The organism is Burkholderia sp. DN3021, from assembly GCF_049805555.1.
GTDB lineage: Bacteria > Pseudomonadota > Gammaproteobacteria > Burkholderiales > Burkholderiaceae > Burkholderia > Burkholderia pyrrocinia_C.
Genome location: NZ_JBNCAB010000184.1, coordinates 1 through 3035 on the forward strand (window position 1 = coordinate 1; position 3035 = coordinate 3035).

At 57.8% G+C, this 3035-nt stretch carries 3 protein-coding genes and 2 pseudogenes; all 5 read right to left on the reverse strand.

Features of this window, described 5'->3' with window-relative positions:
- Nucleotides 1–148 precede the first annotated feature (148 nt).
- The 5 genes and pseudogenes from ACPUER_RS36165 to ACPUER_RS36185 all read right to left on the reverse strand — a co-directional run bounded on the left by ACPUER_RS36165 (nucleotide 149) and on the right by ACPUER_RS36185 (nucleotide 2836).
- Nucleotides 149–388 (reverse strand): type III secretion system needle complex protein, encoded by a 240-nt coding sequence (locus ACPUER_RS36165; protein ID WP_425133501.1) that lies wholly within the window; start codon nucleotides 386–388, stop codon nucleotides 149–151.
- A gap of 105 nt (nucleotides 389–493) precedes the next feature.
- Nucleotides 494–658 (reverse strand): annotated as a pseudogene (locus tag ACPUER_RS36170) (transposase); the annotation flags it as partial.
- An 8-nt stretch (nucleotides 659–666) separates the two neighbouring features.
- A pseudogene (locus ACPUER_RS36175) lies at nucleotides 667–1043 on the reverse strand (IS5 family transposase); the annotation flags it as partial.
- Complete coding sequence (locus tag ACPUER_RS36180; protein WP_425133503.1) at nucleotides 1004–1453, reverse strand: helix-turn-helix domain-containing protein; 450 nt, start codon at nucleotides 1451–1453, stop codon at nucleotides 1004–1006. The pseudogene ACPUER_RS36175 and the gene ACPUER_RS36180, both read right to left, overlap by 40 nt.
- A gap of 201 nt (nucleotides 1454–1654) precedes the next feature.
- Entirely contained in the window at nucleotides 1655–2836 is a 1182-nt protein-coding gene (locus ACPUER_RS36185; RefSeq protein ID WP_425133502.1) for a PrgH/EprH family type III secretion inner membrane ring protein, read from the reverse strand.
- Nucleotides 2837–3035: the final 199 nt, after the last annotated feature.

Genomic DNA, 3035 nt, shown 5'->3' on the forward strand with positions numbered 1-3035 from the left:
AACTGGGCCTGGGGCCCGCCGACAAGGGCCTCCGCCCTTTGAACGGCGCCCAGGATGACCGAAAACGAGCAAGAAATGCTTCGTTCATGATCGATTCGCCCCGAACTCTTGATGACATCATGAATGTGGACGCTTGTTCAGCGTTGCCTTAACGGAAGTTCTGGATGATGGCCGCGTCGATGTCCTTGAACACCTTGACGGTGTTGGATTGCGCGTTGCGGTACAGGTTATATTCCGACAGCTTGCTTTGGTACAGAGCCAGTTTTTGCGGATTGGATGGAGACGTGGCCAAATCCTTCAGAGCGTTATCCACTTGCTTTTGCAAGTCCTCTACGCCCCTATCGTATTCCTTGGAAATACCGTCCAAATAGCCTTTTTCCCAGGTCATGATTGTTTCCTTTCTTGAGAGTAAGATACCACCGGCAAAGCCGGTGGCTTGAAATTGTGAACACCTCAAAGGTGCCCAATAAAGCCGCGAGCCGCCGGTGGCGGCTTACTCCATGACCAGCTTCATCTGGTCATATCGCTCATCTTCTGCCTCCTGATTGCGGATGTACGCTCGCACCATCTGCTCGTCCAGCACTATGGTGGAAACGAAGTAGCCACGAGCCCAGAAATGCTCCCCCGTGAAATATCGCTGTCGCCCCCCAAACTTCCTAGTCCTGTTCACATTCTCACCGGCGGCCCAAAGGCGCAGGCAAGCACCGCGAAGACGAGATAGTTACCCCGCGATTGTCGTAACGAGTGGAGACGCGACGAAAATGTTTGATGCGATTGAAGAAGCGTTCGACGATGTTCCGAGTTCGGTACAGCACGCGGCTGTAGCGACCCTTGGTCTTTCGATTCGATCGCGGTGGAATTACGGCCTTCGCACGCGCAGCGCGAATAGTGTTCACGAAGGCATTCGAGTCATAGCCTTTGTCGGCAATCACAGCACCCATGTGCAGATGCTCGACCAATTCGTGCGCATACGAAATGTCCGCGACCTGTCCTTCGGTGACGATCATTCGTAAAGGCCGGCCGGCTTCATCGACAGCCAGATGAGCGCCACGCTCAGCGTATCGAGATGCCCGAACGGCAGTGGGTCGAATTCAGCCTCGAGGCGCTGAACGATTTGCTCGCGCGTCAGCGGCTCGACCGAGGCCATGCGCACGACCGTGGCGATCATCTCGTCGCTCAACGCACGAGGCCGTCCGCCTTTATGTCCGATCTTGACCAGCAAGCCAATCACACCCTGTTCGCGCCACATGTGGGTCCAGTTGTAGACCGACTGACCACTCACACCGAGTCTTGCGCCGACGGCCATCGGACGCAGCTTGCCGCCCGCAAGCATCAGCAGAGCGGCTGCCCGCGTGCGCATGTCCGGGTACGGGTGATTGATCGACAACTGTTGCAAGGTCTTCTCCTCGACTTCGGTCAGTACAACGACGCACTTCATGCAAGGCTCCGGCATATGCGGTTCGCCGAAGTTAACAAACTTCAATCCCGTTTAACAGCAACACTTACTTGCAATCCCATCTGGCATGGCTCAGCCTTTGATACTCTTTCATCGTGAATCTCTTTCTGTTGGCGGCGATAGGAAATTCACGTCGACCGTCGTAAAAGTCAAACGGTGGCGAGTCCTCAGGTAAAGCTGGAGGCTTACCTCACTGAGTTACAGGGGTTTGGGGAAGTACCAGTGACCGGGACTCATCTTGACATAGCCTTGGTCGCCGTAGCGGAAGGAGCGACCCCTGAGCCAGTCGTCCTTCAATTCGACGGCGAACTGCACATAGCGTCCGCCCCATTGCCGGTAGTAGAGGTCGACAAAGCGGCGCGCGCGCAGTAGTTCACCATCGTCGAGCGCCCCCTGGATCACGAAGGTGACGCCGTCGGCATGCTCGCTGCGGGTGTACGGCAGCGCTTGGCGCTTCAACCCGGCCTCGGCTTGATCGGCGGCGGTGGCGTCGTCCAGTCCTATGATATCCACCCGCTCGGCATACGGCATGATCTCTGTCAGGCTGTGGGCCAGTTGCTGGCGCGCGCTGTCGCTCATCGCGGCGCGCTGGCGGCTGACCCATAGCTGCGGGCGGCGCATATTGTCAAATTGCAGCCGGTAATAGGCCAGATTGGGGTAGTGGTCGGCCAGCCAGCTGGCTACACGCTCGCTCTCCTGGGTCGGATTGATGACCTGTGCCGGACGATTGTAGTCACCACGCGCGATCACTTGGCGGGCCCAAGCGCTGTCTCGTTCATTCGCTGCGGCGACATAGAACACGTCGTCACGACCAGACAATACCCGAAAGCGCTGGCTGTCGCGCCCAAGCAAGGCATTCAGCTCGGAAGCCTGTCGTTGCGGGCTGTTCCACAGCCAGTAGCCGCCTCCCGCCAGCAGAATCAGCGCGAGGGAAGCCAGTGCGATCGCGACCCATGGATGGCGGCGGGCCGGGATGGGATTGGCTGTGGACTTGCTGTCCGGGTAGCCCAGCACTTCTGGCGACCATGGCAGATGTTCCGGGCGCAGCGCTAACGCTAATGCGCCAACGCGCAACGGTAGGTTGAAGGCTGCGAGACGTTCTTCCGACGCGCCATCGCTCAATTCGCGCAGGATGACGCGTTCGAGATCGGTTTCATCGATCAGAAATTCGAAATTGACGCCGCCTTCCTCTAGCGGAATATACAGCGTGTCGGCGGGCAACTCCGGCAATTGATCTGGGGCGGCCAGTTCAGAGCTTGAGCCGACCAGGAATAGCGTGCGGCCTGGAGGCAGCAGGAATTCGCAGCCGCGCAAGGGGCTATTGAGCAATCGGATGACGATGCGATTCTCGATGGATAGTGTGCTGTCTTCAGCGGCCATGGTGTTTATGGATACATGCGCATTGCATTAACCGTTTTACTCTACGTACAAGGCTCCCCATCTTCCTGATGAAAAGCCGATGAATTCTCGGTACGTTGGGGGGTGCCCCTATGTCTTTCGTCAAGCGTTAGGGGCTGACTTGGGTTGGTAAATGGTGCCGTCGCGCAGCATGGCGAACAGGACGTCGCAGCGTCGCCGT

Coding starts and splice junctions, on each gene's coding strand:
- ACPUER_RS36165 (WP_425133501.1), bottom strand. CDS start 388: ATGACCTGGGAAAAAGGCTATTTGGACGGTATTTCCAAGGAATACGAT.
- ACPUER_RS36180 (WP_425133503.1), bottom strand. CDS start 1,453: ATGCCGGAGCCTTGCATGAAGTGCGTCGTTGTACTGACCGAAGTCGAG.
- ACPUER_RS36185 (WP_425133502.1), bottom strand. CDS start 2,836: ATGGCCGCTGAAGACAGCACACTATCCATCGAGAATCGCATCGTCATC.